Genomic DNA, 20,015 nt, shown 5'->3' with positions numbered 1-20,015 from the left:
GAAATTTGTCATAAATAAATTAATAGTAAAAAGAGTATCACGGCAAAATGTCGTGATACTCTTTTCAAATTTGCAGAAATATAAAAATCAAACAAATTTATTGAAGAATTTTATAATTCCATGCTGGCTTATCTGAATCGCCGTAATATTTCTTATATAACTTAGCAATATCGTCTGTTTGGTATGCTTTAACAACTTTCTTATAGACAGGATTATCCTTGTCCTTCTTGTTAGCGGAGATAACGTTAACGTATGGTTTTGAGGCTTTAGTTACTTTTTCAACATAAACTGCTTTTTTAGGATTCAATTTTGCATCACTAGCGACACCACTATTAACGACTGAAGCAGTTACATCACCTAGTGAACGTGCCGTTTGTGCAGCGTCCAATTCAGAGATTTTCAAGTTCAATTTGTTTTCGACGATCGATCTCTTAGTTGGTAATTTATCTTTATTCAGCTTGATCAAACCAGCACTTTGAAGTAGATCCAAGGCACGACCTTCGTTTGTTGCATCATTAGGAACGGCGATCTCGTCTCCTTCTTTTAATTCACTTAATTTAGTGATCTTCTTAGAATACAAGGCCATTGGGGCAATTGCTGTATCACCAATACCAACGATATTTGTATGATGAGTTTGATTCCAATTATCCATGAAGTAAACCGTTTGGAACGCATTCAAATCGATTTGTCCTTGGTCCAAAGCGGTATTTGGTTGACTATAATCTGAGAATTCAACTAGTTTGATTTTGATATTTTCTTTTTCCAACTTCTTAGCCACTGCATCCCAGATACGATTATCTGATCCAGTGATACCAACTTTTACAGTCGTTGTCTTGTCTGATGCTGAAGCACTCTTACCACATCCTGCCAAAACAAAAATTGATAATGCCGTAAATAAAATAGCTAATATACTCTTAATTTTTTTATTCATAATTATCCGATCCTCCGATTTTTTTGTAAACAAAAAGCCGCTCCTACTTATAGAAGCGACTGATCGCGGTACCATTCTAATTTGTAACAAGCTTGCACTTATCACCTCACCAGGGAGCGCTACACGCACTCTCCCAGTACGATAATGGATACCAACCATCACATCCTAATCTTAACGACTCGGTGTACCAATCACAGGTCATTTTCGCCAGTGATTGTGTCCTCATTTCAGCTAACTGAGGCTTTCTGTACGCAATCATCAAGTTACTTCCCCTGATCATATTGTTTCAATATTTATAAAGCTTAAATGAAACCCGAATTAATGTTCCAATTTTCTTACTGCAAAATCTCCAAGACCTTGAATAACGAAAACTAAAACTAAGATCAAAAGCATAGATACGATGGTAACATCATTTTCAAATCGTTGATAACCAACGGAAATGGCCATATTACCAAGACCACCACCACCAACGGCACCAGCCATGGCAGTTAAACCAATCAAACTAATTATCGTCAAAGTTCCTGAACGAATAAGCTCTGGAAGTCCTTCTTTCAAATAAACTCTGAAGATTATTTGAATTGGTGACAACCCCATTGCTTCGGCAGCTTCGATCACACCTTTATCAACTTCCACCAAAGCTAATTGAACTTGTCTGGCGAAGAAAGGTGCGGTACCAATAACCAACGGCACTAAAGCCCCTGTCGGTCCAATCGTTTGTCCGACGATCAATTTGGTAAACGGTCCGATGACCGCTAACAAAATAATAAATGGTATGGAACGGAATAGATTGACTAACTTATCTAAAGTCGTATAGAAAACCTTGTGTGGAGTAATTCCATCATCAGTCGTTATGACTAACAAGATTCCTAATATAATACCGATAACACCGGCAAAAATTGCACTGACAAATGTCATATACAATGTTTGCTGAATGGCAACAACGAACCCGTTATCACCCTCCCAATTAGCTACGACATTGGGCAAGTAGGTATTTAAAAAATGTGTCATAAATTATTTACCCTCACTTTCGTTTAAATCAATTTCTTTAACGTTGATCTTCAAATCAGTTAGATATTGAATTGCCTTGTCGATCTTGTTTTGTTCACCTTCAAGATCAAAGAGCATGATACCAACGGTCGTACCTTGTAGTCGTTCAATATTACTGAACAAAATATTAGCTTCAATATTGAATTTTTTGTACAACTCAATGATTATCGGTTCGTTAGTAACATCCCCCATGAAGTTCAATTCTACTAAGTGTCCCGAAATAGAATTGATAATGCCACTTTCTTTAACTTCATCCAAGACATTGCTGATCTGAGTAGATGTATTAACGAAGTCCTTGGTAAGTTTCTTCTTAGGATTGGCGAAGATCGTTAATAGATCACCTTCCTCAATCAGCTTACCTTCTTCCATGACCGCAACACGATTACAAATTTGCTTGATTGCGTCCATTTCATGAGTGATGATCACAATCGTGATACCAAGTTCTTTGTTCAATCTACCTAGCAGACTCAATATTTCTGTGGTTGTCTTTGGATCAAGGGCACTAGTAGCTTCATCAGAGATCAATATTTCTGGATCACTGGCTAAGGCACGAGCAATAGCAACACGTTGTTTTTGTCCACCAGATAATTGTGATGGATAATTATTAGCTCGATCCGTTAATCCGACCAAGTCTAATAATTTATTAACTTTATCTTTGCGTTCTGATTTGGAAAGTTTTGAATCCCGCAATGGAAAATCTACGTTACCAAAAACGGTTAAAGATCTCATTAAATTAAAGTGCTGGAAAATCATTCCGATATTCTTACGAGCTTTACGCAAATCCTTTGCACTCAACTCGGTTAACTTTTGATTATTGACAATAACTTCACCGGCTGTTGGCTTCTGTAACAAGTTGATAACACGTACTAGAGTACTTTTACCAGCTCCAGAATATCCAATAACACCGAAGACATCGCCCTTTTGAACGTTGATTGAAACATCTTTGACGGCCTCAATGGTTTTGCCTTCATTATGAAAGGTAACATCAATATTCTTTAGTTGTACTATCCCATTTTTTTCTACCATAATTACTCCTTATTTACTTTGGTTAAAAACTCATCGAAGAAATCGATAAAGTCCAAATAATCTTTGATACGAATATTTTCGTTAGGTGCATGTGCTCCACCTTTGGCATAACCTACACCAATAGAGACGATTGGAGCTTGTGCATATTTATTAACTAAATACATTGGACCAGTTCCAGGACTTGATGGCAACGTCTCAACCTTGTCCGCACCACCATAGAAGTTCTGAGCGGTTTGGATCAGAGTATTGACAATTGGACTATCGAGATCCCAACGATAACCTTTTTCACCTAATAAATACTTAACTGACACATCACTGAATCCTTGTGATTCTAAATACTTCGTTAATTTATCAAATATATCTTTTGGATCTTGATTTGGTACTAATCTGAATTCTAACTTTGCGACTGCAGCTTTAGGGGTGACGGTTTTTACACCTTCTCCTTCCCATCCGCTGCTAATTCCTTCTATATTAACCGTTGGTTTAAAAGTCAGACTATAATTCACCGATTCATTCTGTAATAGAGGTATCTTTAGCCCCCATTTTTTGGTTAGATCAGGTTCAATTGTCGAGGCGACCAATTCTTTTTCACGGTCACTCGGCTCGATAACATCGTCATAGAACCCTGGAACTTTTATAGCTCCATCTGAATCACGTAAGGCATCGATTGCTTGGGTCAATCTCCAAGTAGCACTGTCGACGACTGCTGCAAATGAAGAATGAAGGTCGATATCAGCTGATAGAGCTGAAAGTTCAAAACAAAGGATTCCCTTGTTACCACCGGTAATACTGAATTGTTCATATTCATTTTTACTGCCGGATTCCCAAATAATTAAATCACTTGCTAATTTGTCACTGTACTTCTTGAGATAATTGACTAGATGTTCACTGGCAACTTCCTCTTCACCTTCAATTAAGAATTTGATATTGCAAGGAAGATCACCATGTTCTTGGCGATAGATCTTCAATGCTGTGATTCGACTGATCAAGTCTGACTTACAATCTGAAGCTCCACGGCCGATAAACTTATCATCAGTGATTTTTAATTCAAATGGATCTGAATTCCATAATTCTATTGGCTCCTCTGGTTGAACATCGTAATGATTATAAATAAGAATTGTTGTTTTACTAGGCTTATTAGGTTTAGCTTCTGCGAATACTACTGGATGTTGGTAGTCATTCCAAATAGTTGCATCTGCTCCAAAGTCCGTCAACAAATTCTTGAGGAATTCCGCCGTCTCATCAATTGCTTGATGCTTCGCTGATACTGATGGTAGAGCAATATATTGCTTCAGTTCTTCGATCGATTCTTGAATTAATGGATCTGTTAGCTTTGACATTTGAATTCCTCCCATTTATTACTTCTATTACTTAAGATCTACCTTCCATGCTGGAACGGCGTTACCACCGTAGACCTTATCAATAGCCTTCTCAACATTCTTCTTGTGGAAGTCTGCAACGACTTTCTTGTAAGTCTTGTTATCTTTGTCTTTCTTTTGTGTTGCAATCAAGTTGATCCATGGCTTCGAAGCTTTATTTACTTTTTCTCTGTAAATTGCTGTCTTAGGATTCAACTTGGCATCACTAGCAACGTTAGCATTTACTACTGATGCATCGACATCGTTCAATGAACGAGCCGTTTGATTAGCGTCAAGCAATGTTAATTTCAAGTTAAGCTTATTACTAGTTACATCTTTGACTGATGCCAACTTAACGCCCTTCTTGAGGGTAATAAGTCTAGCTGACTGTAGTAATTCAAGAGCTCTGCTTTCATTAGTCGTATCATTTGGAAGTGAGACTTTTGCACCATTACTCAAATCACTTAGTGACTTGGCCTTGTTTGAATACAGTGCCATTGGTTGAATGATCGTTACACCGATCGAAACAAGATCTGTATGATGTGCCTTATTCCATGCATCTAAGAAATATTTGTGTTGATATGCATTGATATCAAGTTCGCCTTGAGCTAGGGCGGTGTTTGGTTGATTGTAATCGTTGAATGTCACAATTTTGATATTGATATTATCTTTTTTGGCATTTTGTTTAACAACCTTCCAGATTGGCTCATCTGATGCACTGATACCGACTTTTACGGTTTGCTCTTTGCTGCTTTGGTTTCCACAACCAGCTAATACAAAGATAAATAATGCTGTAACTGCTAATAGTAATACTCTGCCTAATTTCTTGAAATTTTTCATACGCTTCCCCGCCTAATCTTTATGTCTAACTCATAGTTTTGTATTCCAAGCTGGTACGGCTGCACCACCGTAAACCTTCTTGATCTCATTTGCGACTGCCTTTGTTTGGAAGGCCTTTACAACTTTTTTGTATGTCTTGTTATCTTTGTCTTTCTTGTTTGCTGCAATGAAGTTGATCCATGGTTTAGTACTCTTATTGATTTTTTCTGTATATAGAGCTGCTGATGGTTTCAACTTAGCATCACTAGCGAAGTTACCATTAACAACGGCAATTGTTACATCATCTAAGGAACGTGCTGTTTGTGCTGCATCTAGTAAGGTAAACTTCAAGTTCAATTTGTTCTCTGAAACATTCTTAACTGTTGCAAGCTTTGTCTTGTTATCAAGTTTGATAAGTCCAGCATTTTCAAGTAATACTAAGGCTCTACTTTCGTTAGATGCATCATTTGGCAATGCTACTTTGGAACCTGTTGCTAAATCACTTAAGTTCTTGATCTTATTTGAATAAATTGACATTGGTTGGATAACTGTATTACCAATTGGAACGATGTCTGTATGATGTGCTTTGTTCCATGAATCTAAGAAATACTTGTGTTGATATGCGTTAATATCTAGCTCACCTTGTGATAGAGCTGTATTTGGTTGATTGTAATCACTGAATTCAGTGATTTTAAGATTGATACCCTCTTTTTTAACTTTGGATTTAACAATTTTCCAAATTGGAGCATCAGTTGGATTGATACCAACTTTTACGGTTGTTTCTTTATTTTGGCTTCCGCAGCCCGCTAGTACGAAGACTAATAGTGCCGTACAGGCTAATAATAGAATTCTTGTTACTTTTTTGAATCTTGCCATGATAATTCCCCCGATAAAAATATTTTCTGGTGATCAATAACAAATAACTATTCCTAACAAACAAAAAAAGTCGCTTCTAAAGACGAACATTAATTGTTCATTTTTAGAAGCGACTTCTCGCGGTACCATTCTAATTCAGGATAAACTTACACTTACCCCCTTTACAACGTACGGAATATGAATTCTATACGCGTGTACTGTAAAGGGTACCAACCATTGCCTCTTTATCCGTTAGGACTCAGCGCACCAATCACAGGTCATTTTCGTTCAAGTCCGCGTCCCCTTCTCAGCTACTGAGGCTTTCTGTACTTTGGATATTGAACTACTTCCCCTGATCAAATTGTTTGAAATAGTTATTTGTTATTAATCGTTGAAATGATAATACAATGTGAAAACAAGAATGTCAACAAATAAAATTAAATTATTTTTGCTTGTTTTCTAATATTACCTCTTTCAAAACTATGACTTCATTATAGCCAGTTTTTCTAATTTGAAAAGTATTTTTTTATTTCGTACCGTTATAACGGTTATCAAATGCTGCTAAATCAACATTTGTGATATTTAATTTATTAAATGATAATCATTATATAACTATTGAATTATTTAGCATTGAAATATTTATTAGAAATTCAACTACTATTTTCTAATGAAAACAAAAAAAGCCGCCCTATGGACGACTTAATTAAAATTCATATTATGAAATTACTTCAACTGAAGCAGTTGTAACACCGTATGATGGAATTGATGAACTAGGCATAGCGACATCTAATTGTTGTGAGTTAGAGTTAGCGAATGTACCTGTATCATTAACTGTTCTGTACATTACAGTACCGTCAGCCAATGTGATCTTCAATTGTGTACCCTTAGGGAAGACTGATAAGTTAGCAGCAACACCGCTGTAACCCATGCTTGATCCTAATACAGCTGGATCATAGAAACTGATCTTGAATGTTCCTTGTGAAGTACCTGTTGTAGCGGTTGTTGTTGATTGTGTAGAAGCAGTAGCAGTTGTTGCGGCTGCTTGTGTAGTTGTATCTGTTGATGTTGTATTTGATGTAGCTGATGGTAATGTGATTGTTTCACCAGGGTAGATCAAATCAAATCCACCAACTGTTCTACCATTTGCTTGTTCTAGTGCTGAGACTGTTGTGTTGTTTTCAGCAGCGATGCTCTTATATGTATCACCTTTCTCTACTGTAACGTGTGTACTGTCAACTGTAGTAGCAGCGTCGACTGTGTTTGCAGTTGTTGCTCCTAATGCTGTTAAAATAATTGTACTTGCTAATGCGATAGATAATACTTTTTTCATAAATTTAATTACATCCTTATATTTAGATTGTTTAGCTCTCATTGCTATGGTGCTATACTAACAGCCCTATGTTACATAGCCACCACCTCAGAGTTACAGTTTGGCCGATTTTTGTAACCTTGGTAACACTTCTGCAACAATGAACGCTACAATCCTTGATCTGATAGGTTTCTTAAATTTATGAAAACACTTATATTAATTGTTATATTTTATTTTCTATGCTATAATATTAGTTATGCAGAATAAAAGACATAAGATTTATCTTAAAATCCTAATAATGGTCCTTGCTTTAGAGCTAATTGCATTCAGTTTGAATATGTTCTTCGAACCCAATAAGGTCGCTGCAGGTGGTGCCACTGGTATAGCAATCTTACTATACGAAGGGTGGTCGATCCCCACATCTTTATCAGTTTTTATCATTAATATCATTATGTTGATCTTTTCTTACTTCCATCTGGATAAGATTACTACTATTAAGTTAACCTTTGGTAGTTTCCTCTTACCAATACTGTTATTCATCACACCAGTTTACAATCTGGTTCCTGGTAACAAAGTTCTCGCTATCATTATCGGAAGTATAACCTTTGGTATTGGATTAGCCGTCTTATATACCTTAGATATGTCTAGCGGTGGTACGACTGTTCCGCCGATGATCATTCATAAGAATTTTGGAATTGATAAATACATCAGCTTATTTATTATCGATGGCATCGTCTGTTTAGGAAATATTGCCTTAACTGGTTTATTGTCGTTCTTCCTAGCAGTTATGTCTGTAGCAATCTCTAGCCTAGCTATCAAGCTTTGTACTGTTATCGAAAACCGAATAGTAACACAAAAAGAGGTCCAATGACCTATGCTCCAAAGCAACGTTTTAGAGTATAGGCCAATAGGCCTCTTTTTTTATTGTACATTTACCTGACTCTTGCCAGTAACTTCATCATTAGTAAGTAGGATCTTTATATAGGTAGTCTCATCATCAACTTTATCTTCAACATCTGAAGTATAGATCAATGTCATATCACCATTCGACTCTGAATAATTGTCAGGATTACCTAGCTTATCGATCACCTGATCGTAACTGTCACCATTCTTGATACGATTGTAATCTTTCATAGTTAGATCATTCTTACGATCGATATCCAAGCCCTTGATTGATTTCGTAGCCGCAATTCCGCGCTCAAAAGTGATATTGATACTGACGTCATCATCTAAGCCCTTGATATTGTTCCAAGTCATCGTTGAATTATCCTTATCTTCATTGTTACTAATAAAGGTCGCCTCGCCCAATTTTCTTTCAACTTTTCTTAAGCTGCTACCTCCAGCACCAAGTTTGATTGAATTGAACTTATCAATAGTAGAAGTTTTGGATCCAGACGTCTTCTTGAATAAGTTCTGTTGGCTATAACTACCTTCATCAGCCTTGTCATCATAAGTATTTTCAACTACATACCCGGTGGCAGTAACTACCAAAAACACAGCGATCACTGTTAACCAAAACCAGTTTTTCTTGTAAAAAGGTTTGTTCATTAAAAATACCTCCATAATCGTTAGTCATCATAATTCTAACAATTACCGAGGTATTTAGCATTATTTAAGCATATATACTGTATCAATAGTTAGTTATCAGCACTTCATCTGTTCCTAATAGATTAGGATGATACGATGATCTGGAGTAATTAGCATTCAAGTGGCGAATATTGTACTTGATTGCCCAATCGATCACCGCTTGATTGACGTGTCCCTTGTGTCTGAAGACATTCGACATCGCAAACTTAATATTACGATCATTCAAGGAATCTAAGAAATCATATAAGTCGTTCTCCTGCTCCTGCGTCCAACTACCAAAACCACGATCACCATCATTATAAGTTCCATCACTGATAAGATATGGTGGATCGACATAGACTAGTGAGTTTTGAGTCAGTTGAGAAGTATCAAAGTTACTAAAATAATCAGACGTAAATGTAGCATCGATCTGGTGCAACTTAGTAACAAACTCCCGTAAATTCTCACGCATATTGTTAGAGAAGCGGCTGCGCTTGCGACCAAAAGGATTGTTGTACTTCATATCTTGATTAAATCTAATCTGGTAGTTAAAGCTAAACGAAGACAAGATATAAAGATCTAATGGATTAGGATCCTTATTATAATCATCCCTCAACTTCAAAAATCCTTGCTCATTTTCCTTACTCAATTGATACTTATCGATTTGGGAATTGATCCGATCAAGAATATCTTCAAACTTATGTGTCTGGAAATACTTGAACATATCGATCACCCGATCATTAATATCATTGAAGTAATACTTCTGAGCTTTCACATTAATACCAACGTTGGCCCCGCCACTGAATAGATCGACCATATTATCAATATTCTTGGGAAATTCAGGAATCAGTTGTGATAGTAACTTGTACTTACCACCCACATAATTGAGCGGACTCTTAATGTATTTAGGTTCTTCTTTAGATATTTCTACAGATTGAATCTGCAACAAGTCATTGTTTTCTTGGTGTTTCGTTCTGAAATAATAGAGGAGTTCGCAAAGTTGTTTCTTCTTATTATTAGAAACTTTAGAATTATATTTTTTAAATGGGATCTCCATGATTTCAACGCTGCCGTCGATTGCAACTTCTTTGATCATTTCCGTCAATTCATCTTCAGGAATGATCCCATCGGTCGAGTAACTCAACAAAACATGTGTGAATTGTAGATTATTCAACAGATCCTTCATTGTATCCTTAGCCTTATTCTTGGCAGAATATTCCGACTTAAGGTCAGTATAATCTCTTACTCCACTGACACCATGGATCTTAGGATCATCGAACCGTGCTATGGTTTCCAATAAATGATAGTTAGAGCCATATTGTCTGATATTGTACGGTGTATCAATATAGACGATATCACCGTGGATCTTTCTAACTAACTCGTTAGCATCCTCATTGTAAGCATGGTTTTGCTTCTTATTATTATGAATCTTTTGCGGCTGCAACTTTAATGGTTTACTTGCTCGCTTATCATTGAAGTTCTTAAGGTAAGCTCCATAAGTACCAGTTGTATTAGAAATATAAGGTACCGCTTCAATCAAACAAGCTAACAAATAAAAATATTCATTATCAGTAATATCATTGTCATCACGCCACTTCTGAATTGTCGTTCTCACAAAATCAATTCTCTTCGCGTTAGCAATGGTAAAGTACATTCGCTTATCCTTACCCGCTTCTGAATAGTTCTTCGTTATGAAGTCACCCTTATAATTAGATACATCATACTGGTTGAAATAGTCAAAAGGATTATGGATTCCCAATTTAAACAGTCCTGTAAAATCTGGTTGACTGTTGAGGACTATTTCCCCTCTGGAAAGAACATATGAGAAATAAAGCAAGTCATTCGTAATAATTGAATATCTTGACTTGAAATACTCACTTACAACATTCGAACCCGAAAAAATATCCGCAAAGTTTTTTTCTGACCCATCTAAGTGCTTTGTAAGTAACTCGTCGATCTGTTCTAATAACCTTGCCTTACTGCCAATAAATCTCATATTCTTACCCTCTGTCGTCCATTTTCCAACTCTGTTTCTTCTATATAATAATGATAACATGACAAAACGCATATCTATTTATTAAAAAAGGCTTTAATGTCAATTTTCGTAAAAAATAACATGCTATATAGGTTATTAATATAATTATCAGGAGTTATAATTGGGTTAAGAGAAATATTTATAATTGACTTATTTATGTGAAATTTGTTAACTAGTTTATTTTCGTTCTTTCGCAGGGGGATAAAATGAAAACACTTAAAACGATTTCAAAAATATTGTTCGCTTTTTTTATTAATTTGGTAATGTTCTTGATGTTTGGTCATACTTTAACTACTGTTCAGGCCATTTCGAAACAAAATATTGTCGATGCCGGAATAGCTATGCAAAAATATGATGGAATAAGTAACTGGAAGGAAATCACCGCTAACGAAATAGGAAAGATTCCTATCGGTGGCAACTACTCACTTGGCTATACTTTTGGTGCTGCACGTGATTCAAATGGTAAGGTTGTAGGTGGAGATACAACTGTTACAAAAAAAAGTAGCGCCACTACCGTTAAATTAGGCCAAAACAGTACTGCACCTGGTATAACTAATTCAAAAATAAATGTTTTTTTGGATAATGATGGAAAATATTACGGAATTTTACACCAAGGAGAAGACTCATTCATTGGCCCTGGCGGAAAACCTCAAAACGCTTCAGATACTTCAATCGACTATGCTTTAAATACTGGCCAAGGCGACTCCAATTTCTATAGTGACAACAATCTATTGGCACAATTTTCAGCCTATGACGGTACAAATAGCAAGATACTTTACAAATCGACGGATGCAAATAATAGAGCCGTATATAAAATAGTTGGATACTATTATAAACAGTCAATTTATGCAGAAATAGTTTTAAGACCAGCACCTAGCGGTGCACCAGTGGTACAACGTGAATTATACGTTTACAATCCAAGTACCAATACTAGTAACGCCCAGTTCCAGACATTTTATGGTGAAGATACTGGATTAGACCCCTATAATGACCCTACTCAAACTGTGGACAACGTACCAATGTATTCAATCGGTAACAAATCAGGATTGTATCTATTAAGTGGGATTGATGCATCTGGAAATGCTTTTGATCCTGCTTCCAAATTATTCATTACCAATGACCTTAACGGTGGATTCAAAGATTTTATGGGAAGAGTTCTAACAAACCCAGGTAACTGGGGGGTTAAGGGTAAATCAGGAGGTAGTACTGCCCCTGCAATAGGCAACCCCACTCTAGTCTTCTCGTCAGATCCAACGTCAACACAAAATGGTGATACTAATACAGCAGCAGGTACCGATCTGTTAACTGACTATAATGGTAACAAAGATAAAGTTGTCGATGGCGATGGTAAACAAGATTCCGCCTATACATTAAGATGGCCTTATATAACTTTGACTCCTGGATCAATAGCAGGTTTTTCATCTAATATTGGTGCCACTATTGAACATTATGCAATTCCTACAATGAAAATGACGTATACTGGCCCATCAGGTAAAAGTGGACCATATACAGTCGGTGACAATTTAACATTTACAATCAAAATTAGAAATGATGGTTATAATTCAAATTGGATAATAAAGCAACTTTTGGATAATATGCCTCAAGGTTTAACTATTACTAGTGCTTCAACTGATTTTTCAAATAACTCAATAGACTATACTCCCCAATCGCCTCTTGGCGACGGGGAAGAAGCTATATACACTATCAAAGCTCAGATCAACAACACTGCACCATACAATCTCGATTCAGATGGTAATCTAACTAATAAGGCAAGTGTCACTGGTTATAGTCAAGGTTTGAGTGACACTAGAACACTGACTGACAGTGTTAAGATTCCAGTTAAGGCTCCTGCCTTCAAATATCGTTTTACTCAACAAGTAAGAAATAATACCACTGATCCTAATGGCGAATTTAAAAGTCAAGTAGACGCTAAGCCTGGCGATAAAATTGACTACCAAGTTAATTTTGTAAGCAATGGTACTAGTACTGTAAGCAGTCCTTATTTTTATAACGTACTTCCAAATGGTCTAAAAGTGGTTCCTAATAGTGTTACATGGAATAATGGTACCGGTACTGATGATTTGTACTTCCCAATGGGATCATCTTTCACAAATAATACAACTTATACAATTAACTATCAGGCAGAAGTTACAAGTCAAACTGAAGAGTCTCTTTCAAATACTGCTACTCTGCTATATGGACTTAATGGTAGTAGTACTGCAAATAATCGTATAAACACTGAAGAGCCGGCCATAGTTAACGTCAAGAATTCACCTAAAACCGCTGCAATCAATGACGTTCCTTCCAAGATCAGTTTTGGAAGTATCAATAGTTTGGATTCCGAACGTATGCTAAAGAATGTCAGCACAACTGGTAAATTAACTGTCACTCACACTCAGGAAACCCCATTTAAAGTAAGTGTCAGTTATGACAATGACGGTGATGGTTCTATGTCAAGCAATGGCAACAAGTTAGTACAAGATGGAGGAGATACTCTATTAATTAGTCAAAAACAAGGTGACAGCAATATTTGGCAACCTCTTTCATCGACCCCTGTTCCAATAGACACCAACGGTTTCACAGGTTCACCAAATGATATTGATTTAACTAATTACGTTGCTGCAAATAAGTGGCAGTTACGTGTACCTGGAAATAGTAAGGCCGGACAGTACAACGGTACAATAACTTGGTCAATGACAGATACACTATGACAATTTACTAATGGATATACTAAAAGAACTAGTTATAAGGTTGATATAACTAGTTCTTTTTATTTTCTCTAAACATTTAAAAAGTATACATATTTGCCAAATTCCAATAAATTCGTTATTATTGTATAGAACATCTTGGGGATGTTCTGGATTCGACATGTGTAATAGCGTGTGGGCTGCACTTCGGTTTTCGTGTTCCGTAAAAACACACAGTTTATTATAACTGCAAAAAATAATAATTCTTACGCACTAGCTGCCTAAAAACAGTCTAGTCGTGATCCGTCTGACTTTGCTCAAGGGTCAGAGCCGGGTCTCAAATTAATTGAGCTACGTTTGATTTGTCCAGCCTGAACAAGTTAAAAAGAGATTAATCGGGGTTAGCCGCTGTGGCTAGCCAGGTTGTGCGGCGTTCATAGTGGCGAAATTTCAAATAGTACAACTATGAGTGTAGAAGCTTACATAGCATTATGCTTGGACAGGGGTTCGATTCCCCTCATCTCCACTAATTAAACAATAGCCAGTTATATTGAGTGCTGAAAGCACTGGTATAACTGGCTTTTTGTTTATATTAAGAATTTTCAATATCATAATAAATTAGATTCGTGGTAGTCAAAATGGTAGTCAATTAGATTAAAAATAATATTACTGGTCGGGCGGTTGTCATCACATTTTTATGTGGTGGCTTTTTTAATAAAAAAAAATAAGTCTGGTACCTTAACCAGACCTAAAATAATATCCCCCGATACTATTAAAAAACTACACTAAATTTTCTCATGAATTTATGTATATTGGATAGATATCAAGAAAATCTATCATACCCAATTGTACTTTATTTCTGATAACCATAACAATGATTAAATATTGCGACTAATACAAAAGCTTTCAATTACAGTCTACAATATCTCTTACATATAATTTTTCCTGACTATTCAATGTACTTAGTCATATATCACGTATAACAGTATTGTATTACGCTCTTTTATAGCTTTACATTACCCCTAACACTAACGCTAATTAATAACGATTAACACTAACACGGCTACAAAAAATAACAACGATACTATTTCCTTACTTGTTTTCCTGATGTAAAAAATAGCACTCAATCAAGTTCACGATTAAGTGCTTTTAAATTACTTCAATAGATTTTATTTCACTTTCATTAAAACCAACGTACTTACTTCTTGTTGTCTGAATTGTTATTTCATTATAAAGTTCATCATCAGTATCAAACTTGGGTGTGAAAGTATTACAAACTCCCTCAAGTACTTGGTTATCAATAAATACCACTTTAATTTTCTTTCCAAGATATTGTTCTAAATTCATAAAACTCACTCCTCTTGTTTTTTCCACAATTGCTGTACTTAAAACTGACTGATTATCAGATGATTTACTAAAAATAATTTTTTCAATATTTTCTTTTAATTCAACCATATTATCATAGTATTTCTTTGAAAACATTACAGTATTCTCATCTTGAGTGGCATTGAAGACGCCCGGCCTTGATTCTAAACCACCCAAAACACCAAATTGAATATAACCGTTTGTCATACCGTACTTTTTAAGTTGAATTGATGTAATCAACTTCAAAGGTACTGCTTTTGCACCTTTAATGCCTTGATTCATAAAATTTAATGCACCCTTTCTAGTGATAGTAATTTTATCATTATCATAACTGATAATAGTTTTGCCTGGATGCTTTAAAATGATCTCTTTAAATTCCATTATGATCCCCTATATATTTATAGATAAAGTATATTAAAGCGAGTTTTAAAGAGTACCATCATATAGATGTTTTAACGTGAAAAATAAAAGGTAAACAAATTTACTTATCAATAATTGTTATTCCTTCAAGTTTATTTACAATTTCAATATCTAATCTAGGTAAATATATATCCCCGTTGTCATTAAGGATATTCATATTTATTCTAATTCGCCACTCATGCTGTCTAGAATATTTAGGATCTTTTTGAAAACCATTCCTTATACCTTTGTTGCTCTTTGTGTATTCTACCTTCTGACAAGTAATATCATAAAAATTATTATCCTGCTCAAATTTAATAAGTGATTTTATTAAATCATACTCCGAAAATAATAATATCTTCCTACTATTAGATATTTCACTAACATCTTTAATAAAACTGGCTTTAATTTTTCCATTTTCCATGTCTTTATCTGGATCCATAATAGTAAAACTTGATATACCATATTTCTTATCTTCATCAAGAAAATTAATTATTTCAGTTGCTTTTAATAACGGAAGGTATTTTGCTTCTTTAAAGCGTTCTTTCTGATTCTCTGCACTTAAGGGTGGTTCACCTTTTTGAGGAAATCTAATAAAAAAAGCGTGTCTATTTAAATCAATAGGATCATATTCGGCATTCTCCTTATTATCCTTTTTCCCTTTGTCATTAGTTCCTTCTTCTAACTTTTTGAAATATTCATATGACGAAAAATGAATATTACCATTCATGGTTGATGGTATAAACTTTTCATCAACAAATTTAATCAATAATCTACCATTTAGAAATTTCAATAATGTACCTCTTATCATTTTTTAAGTACATACAATTAAAACTAAATTGCAAGTTTATAACATAATACAAAAATGAAACTCAACTTAATTATTAGGTTCCACTAGTACCAAGCTACTTTACCTAATTTTTTATAATTACCATTTTCATCTTCAACATTATTCAAAAAATGTCCAATACAGTCAAATGGACTATTAGGTTCTATCCGTTCTTTTACTTCCATTGACTCTGGATTGAATATTAAAGTTCCCTTGTCCTTTTTAACTCCTTCAGGATAGATTTCATAATGATAAAATCCATTCTGAACCTCAATTAATTTAAAAGTTAACATTATGAATTCATCTCTTTCTTATACCATTGAATCACATTCAAATCATTTTAATTGCTTTTTTATATCAGTATAAGTTTTTTCCTCATGAGAAACTTCAAAAATAGTATCCCATATTCTTTTGTCATAAACCTTTATTGAAATAAAGAATTTAATTGCTTTATCGTTTTCCATTTTTCTAGTTAGTTTTCTACTATCCATAACCATATTTGACAAAGTATTTATATAATTAGCACCATAAATAGCATAACTAGTTTCTCCACCTGACATCAGTTTAATTAGGTTTTCACTATTAGATTCTGATTTAGGTTTAGATGAAAGCGAATAAAATTTTCTTCTATCAATTCCTATATGTTTTAAAACATAAAAACAAAATCTAGTTACTGGATTGATTCTTCTACTGATACCTAACAACTCAATAAATATTATTTCTGAACTTGAATTAATTATTTCTAACTGTATTCCTGATGCAAACCCTTCAAATCCCTTTTTAGCTATTTTTACCAAAGTACGAATTCTAACAATGAATTTTATTCTATTTTCATATCTCCAGTACCATATAGTAGCAATTAATGTAATCGGTACTGAAATATTGGCTATTGTTTTCCAATCTCAACGAAATACCCAATAAATTACATTGAATAATGGTTTTAAAAACAAATTAAACATAAAGTCACCCTATCCATTTAAATAAAATCCAATGCTATATCATTAATCAATTGAATCATTGACTTGCCACTAAAGAATTTATCATTCATTAGATCATCAAGATTACTAAAATCCTTACTTTTATCACCACACCAAGCTGGGTAATAAGTCTTTGCATCCTTTGAATCTGGTTCCATACCACATGGTTTTCCATCTAACGTAAAAGTAAAACCAGAACCGTCATCTAATATCTTGGCTTTCAGCTGATCTATATTCATATTATTTACCAACTTTCAACGTCTTAAAATCAAATAAAATCTAATTCAATTTCATTGTTATTGAGTAACTCTATCATTGATTTTCCTGAATAAAACTTATCAATCATTAGTTCATCAATATCCGTATAATCTTTATTCTTATCACCTGACCAAGCACCAAAAGTAAATACTCCATTTTCAACCTCTGGTTCCATGCCACAAGGTTGATTCTCATAATTAAATGTGTAACCACACATTTCATCAATAACTTTGAACTTTAATTGATCCATATTCATCTGGTTCACCTTATTTTCCCAGCATTTTTGTAATTCTTATACCAAATCAATAATAAACTCCACTATATCAAACCACCCCATTAAATTCATGAGAAAAAATGTACAGTGACGGCGTGAACTCCGGCTGTGAGGCCGTAGGGGGTCTTATGCCCCCTTTGAATTCTTGACTCAATCAGATTTATTAAATTGTTTAAAACTCATGATACAGGCTTAATATAGTCTCTTAAGAATCATTTTTTATTATACTGATGAATGAAAGAAAAAATATTTATTTTATTTTTATTTTAAAATAGTTATCAGCACACACATACCATCACTCCATACCTGCCATGTCCACCGCTCGCCATTGTATCTATCTATGAGTACAACCATCAAGGATTAATGTGAGTAAAATATATTTACCAATCAATAATAATCCATGTGAGTCTCTCTCTATTAATAGATAACCATGACTGTTATTAATGTATTAATACATACAATCACCTTAGCAATCACACTATAAATAACTAATACCATAAGCCACATACCATCACATACGACAGTTACCCCTGGTATGGCGTAGTACTTAATACATAAAGAGTAGTTACTTATACTTAAGATAGTCATACCAATTGCCTGAATCCACCACATTGGAGGTATGGTGGTATGCTAATACATCCATCATACTAATTAGATAGAGGGGCATCACTATCTTTATCAAACCTATATTCATTCATGACCTTAGAATATAAGCGTGCTGTTTGTCTCTCAGACCTATATATTTCATCAGCAATAACATTCATTGGTTTGTTATGTATGAAGCGCTCCTCTAGTATTGCTGAGTAGTCAGGATTATCCAAGTGATCTAGAGTATTTGTTATCTCATGTCTAAGGCTTCTGCTCTCTTTCTTTATTGAATTAATTCTATGACCTAACTCATCTAATTCAATAATATCATCATCTAATGAATGAACCTTACTACTCCTAGGCATGCCATCTAGATTATTACTATGAGTAGAGCTTATCTTTTTACTAAGCTCATTAAATCGTTCTGTAAGTCTTTCAATCTGATTAACATATCTTTGATAGCGACCAAAATATTTTTTATTTTCCTCAAAATAAGTCAATTAACATACTCCCCCATCTATAAAAAAACATCTAAAACACCTAAGTAAATTAAGTATTTCAGATGTTAACTTAAATAATTATTTAAAGTATTGAAGTATCATCATCTTTTGATTTAAGTTTCTTTACAAGACCTGAATATACCTTATCAGGGTTACTTTTCTTGACCTCATCAAAACCTAAAGAATGATTATATGTTTCCCTATCTACGCTCAATAAATCCGGCTCACTTGACTTATCTTCATTACCTAACAGTTTTGAATATGCTTTATCTATTTCTTTCTCACTATCCGATTTAACCAAGCCTTGTTTATCATACTTATCCTCAATTTTTTTAATAGTTCTAGACTTTTCTTTGTTCATTTCTTTTTCACGGTCAATTTTCGCATCATTTTCAATTGATTTTGATAAACCATTAAATAAGCGGCTCATTTCCTGATGTTCCTTTTCGGCCTTCTTTTCTCTTTGTTCGTCAATTTTCTTATTGTGTTCACGAACCTTATCAGCAAACTCTTTATCAGCTTTTTCCTGCATTGCATTTAAATCAATATATTTATTTTCTGTCATTTTTATATTCTCCTATTAACCCCAGTAAGAATTGCGTTCGCGTTGTGGTTCTTCACCGGCTAGTTTAGATAGTCGGGTTCCTTTGATACGGCTCGTATAGAATCCACCTACTGAAACATTAGCCTTATACGTTTCATCACTAGACCAAGTTGTACCACCATTGGCATTATCTATATTGCCCTCTGGTTCTCTATAAATGTTTCGTTGCAACTTACTTATCAATTCATTAGCTTTACTAGTGATTTCCCTTGATTCATCAGCAATAGTATGAATATTCTTAATAAGATCAATAGCCTTTTTATTTAATTCATCCTGTTCATTATCGGCGGTTTCTTTAATTTCAATTAATAAGGATTTATATTGTTCCCGATCAATTAGAGGTTTATTTTCCAATTTATTTTTTGTTTTTTCATATAATTCTTTGGCGTGTTTTGCTGACCAAATATTATTTTTAGCGGTATTGTAATCATTAACATTCACATTCATTTCAGCGTTTTTTAACTCATCATTAGCATCATGAATAGCTTCATCAGCAGTACCAATTTTTACTACATAATTTTGAATTTCATTTTTATTACTTTCTAGGATATTTGATAATTTTGATTCAATTTCATTTAGTTTAGTCAT

The 20,015-nt window shown here is 34.4% G+C and carries 20 protein-coding genes and 1 other RNA gene; 3 read left to right on the top strand and 18 right to left on the bottom strand.

Features of this window, described 5'->3' with window-relative positions:
* Nucleotides 1–97: 97 nt before the first annotated feature.
* The 7 genes from U8519_RS10000 to U8519_RS09970 form a co-directional block, all read right to left on the bottom strand.
* Entirely contained in the window at nt 98–919 is an 822-nt protein-coding gene (locus tag U8519_RS10000) for a MetQ/NlpA family ABC transporter substrate-binding protein (protein WP_442892148.1), read from the bottom strand.
* 330 nt (nt 920–1,249) lie between these two features.
* Nucleotides 1,250–1,939, bottom strand: a complete 690-nt coding sequence (locus U8519_RS09995) for a methionine ABC transporter permease (RefSeq protein WP_334330169.1) — start codon at nt 1,937–1,939, stop codon at nt 1,250–1,252.
* A 3-nt stretch (nt 1,940–1,942) separates the two neighbouring features.
* Nucleotides 1,943–3,004: a methionine ABC transporter ATP-binding protein gene (locus tag U8519_RS09990; protein ID WP_334330168.1), complete on the bottom strand. Its 1,062-nt coding sequence runs from the start codon at nt 3,002–3,004 to the stop codon at nt 1,943–1,945.
* A 2-nt stretch (nt 3,005–3,006) separates the two neighbouring features.
* Nucleotides 3,007–4,344: a M20/M25/M40 family metallo-hydrolase gene (locus U8519_RS09985; protein WP_334330167.1), complete on the bottom strand. Its 1,338-nt coding sequence runs from the start codon at nt 4,342–4,344 to the stop codon at nt 3,007–3,009.
* A 27-nt stretch (nt 4,345–4,371) separates the two neighbouring features.
* Nucleotides 4,372–5,202, bottom strand: coding sequence for a MetQ/NlpA family ABC transporter substrate-binding protein (locus tag U8519_RS09980; protein WP_334330166.1), 831 nt, complete (start codon nt 5,200–5,202; stop codon nt 4,372–4,374).
* 30 nt (nt 5,203–5,232) lie between these two features.
* On the bottom strand, nt 5,233–6,057 hold the full coding sequence (locus U8519_RS09975) for a MetQ/NlpA family ABC transporter substrate-binding protein (RefSeq protein ID WP_334330165.1): 825 nt from the start codon (nt 6,055–6,057) through the stop codon (nt 5,233–5,235).
* 694 nt (nt 6,058–6,751) lie between these two features.
* Entirely contained in the window at nt 6,752–7,366 is a 615-nt protein-coding gene (locus U8519_RS09970) for a LysM peptidoglycan-binding domain-containing protein (RefSeq protein WP_334330164.1), read from the bottom strand.
* A 235-nt stretch (nt 7,367–7,601) separates the two neighbouring features.
* Here U8519_RS09970 and U8519_RS09965 point away from each other — a divergent pair, with 235 nt between their 5' ends.
* Nucleotides 7,602–8,216 carry a YitT family protein gene (locus U8519_RS09965; RefSeq protein ID WP_334330163.1) on the top strand — a complete coding sequence of 205 codons (615 nt, stop codon included), beginning with the start codon at nt 7,602–7,604 and terminating at the stop codon, nt 8,214–8,216.
* A gap of 50 nt (nt 8,217–8,266) precedes the next feature.
* Here the strand turns inward: U8519_RS09965 and U8519_RS09960 are convergent, their stop codons facing one another.
* Together U8519_RS09960 and U8519_RS09955 are read right to left on the bottom strand one after the other, a co-directional pair.
* Nucleotides 8,267–8,893, bottom strand: a complete 627-nt coding sequence (locus U8519_RS09960) for a DUF3862 domain-containing protein (protein ID WP_334330162.1) — start codon at nt 8,891–8,893, stop codon at nt 8,267–8,269.
* Between the two features lie 82 nt (nt 8,894–8,975).
* Nucleotides 8,976–10,907, bottom strand: a complete 1,932-nt coding sequence (locus tag U8519_RS09955) for a Dam family site-specific DNA-(adenine-N6)-methyltransferase (protein WP_334330161.1) — start codon at nt 10,905–10,907, stop codon at nt 8,976–8,978.
* A 245-nt stretch (nt 10,908–11,152) separates the two neighbouring features.
* On the opposite strand from U8519_RS09955, the gene U8519_RS09950 reads away from it, so the two are divergent.
* Both U8519_RS09950 and ssrA read left to right on the top strand, forming a co-directional pair.
* Nucleotides 11,153–13,657 (top strand): isopeptide-forming domain-containing fimbrial protein, encoded by a 2,505-nt coding sequence (locus U8519_RS09950; RefSeq protein WP_334330160.1) that lies wholly within the window; start codon nt 11,153–11,155, stop codon nt 13,655–13,657.
* Between the two features lie 137 nt (nt 13,658–13,794).
* Nucleotides 13,795–14,162: a transfer-messenger RNA gene (gene ssrA, locus U8519_RS09945) on the top strand.
* A 620-nt stretch (nt 14,163–14,782) separates the two neighbouring features.
* On the opposite strand, the gene U8519_RS09940 is transcribed toward ssrA, so the two are convergent.
* The 9 genes from U8519_RS09940 to U8519_RS09900 form a co-directional block, all read right to left on the bottom strand.
* Nucleotides 14,783–15,379, bottom strand: a complete 597-nt coding sequence (locus tag U8519_RS09940; RefSeq protein ID WP_334330159.1) for a DUF4429 domain-containing protein — start codon at nt 15,377–15,379, stop codon at nt 14,783–14,785.
* 100 nt (nt 15,380–15,479) lie between these two features.
* Nucleotides 15,480–16,190 (bottom strand): hypothetical protein, encoded by a 711-nt coding sequence (locus tag U8519_RS09935; RefSeq protein WP_334330158.1) that lies wholly within the window; start codon nt 16,188–16,190, stop codon nt 15,480–15,482.
* A gap of 101 nt (nt 16,191–16,291) precedes the next feature.
* A complete protein-coding gene (locus tag U8519_RS09930; RefSeq protein WP_334330157.1) occupies nt 16,292–16,519 on the bottom strand; it encodes a hypothetical protein in 228 nt (75 codons plus the stop codon).
* A gap of 42 nt (nt 16,520–16,561) precedes the next feature.
* A complete protein-coding gene (locus U8519_RS09925) occupies nt 16,562–17,023 on the bottom strand; it encodes a hypothetical protein (protein WP_334330156.1) in 462 nt (153 codons plus the stop codon).
* Nucleotides 17,024–17,202: 179 nt separating this feature from the next.
* Entirely contained in the window at nt 17,203–17,442 is a 240-nt protein-coding gene (locus U8519_RS09920; protein ID WP_334330155.1) for a hypothetical protein, read from the bottom strand.
* Nucleotides 17,443–17,471: 29 nt separating this feature from the next.
* Nucleotides 17,472–17,717 (bottom strand): hypothetical protein, encoded by a 246-nt coding sequence (locus tag U8519_RS09915; RefSeq protein ID WP_334330154.1) that lies wholly within the window; start codon nt 17,715–17,717, stop codon nt 17,472–17,474.
* A 665-nt stretch (nt 17,718–18,382) separates the two neighbouring features.
* Nucleotides 18,383–18,823, bottom strand: a complete 441-nt coding sequence (locus U8519_RS09910) for a hypothetical protein (protein ID WP_334330153.1) — start codon at nt 18,821–18,823, stop codon at nt 18,383–18,385.
* An 82-nt stretch (nt 18,824–18,905) separates the two neighbouring features.
* On the bottom strand, nt 18,906–19,388 hold the full coding sequence (locus U8519_RS09905; protein WP_334330152.1) for a hypothetical protein: 483 nt from the start codon (nt 19,386–19,388) through the stop codon (nt 18,906–18,908).
* Nucleotides 19,389–19,403: 15 nt separating this feature from the next.
* Nucleotides 19,404–20,015 carry a hypothetical protein gene (locus U8519_RS09900; RefSeq protein ID WP_334330151.1) on the bottom strand — a complete coding sequence of 204 codons (612 nt, stop codon included), beginning with the start codon at nt 20,013–20,015 and terminating at the stop codon, nt 19,404–19,406.

It is taken from the genome of Companilactobacillus sp. HBUAS59699, assembly GCF_036913575.1.
In the GTDB taxonomy this organism is placed as follows: Bacteria; Bacillota; Bacilli; order Lactobacillales; family Lactobacillaceae; genus Companilactobacillus.
The sequence above is the reverse complement of the archived record's forward strand: the minus strand, read 5'-3'. Positions and strand labels throughout refer to the sequence as shown.